A 277-nucleotide genomic window follows, 5' to 3' on the forward strand; every position below is an offset into this window, starting at 1 on the left:
CTGATCTCGAGCCACATCCTCTCGGAGTTGGAGGAGGTGGTCGACGATTCGGTCTTCCTCGTGGCCGGTGCCGTGGTCGACGCGGCTCCCCTGCAGACCTCTGTGCGCGCGTGGCGCGTGCGCCTGGCCGGCGCGACGCCGGAACGTCTGAACGCCGACACCTGGCAGGTGGCATCGAACCTCGGCCTGTCCCCGGACTCCCTCGCCACGGATCGCGGAGCGGTACTCGTCGGATTCGCGGGTGAGGATGCGGCGGCGCAGTCATTGCGCACGCTCG

At 69.7% G+C, this 277-nt stretch carries 1 protein-coding gene; it reads left to right on the top strand.

From position 1 onward, the window contains the following. Window positions 1–277, top strand: a 277-nt coding sequence (locus tag SB753_RS36930) for a hypothetical protein (protein ID WP_410805093.1), incomplete at both ends; no start/stop codon positions are given.

The sequence above is a fragment of the Paraburkholderia sp. SIMBA_053 genome, from assembly GCF_046534895.1.
GTDB lineage: Bacteria > Pseudomonadota > Gammaproteobacteria > Burkholderiales > Burkholderiaceae > Paraburkholderia > Paraburkholderia caledonica.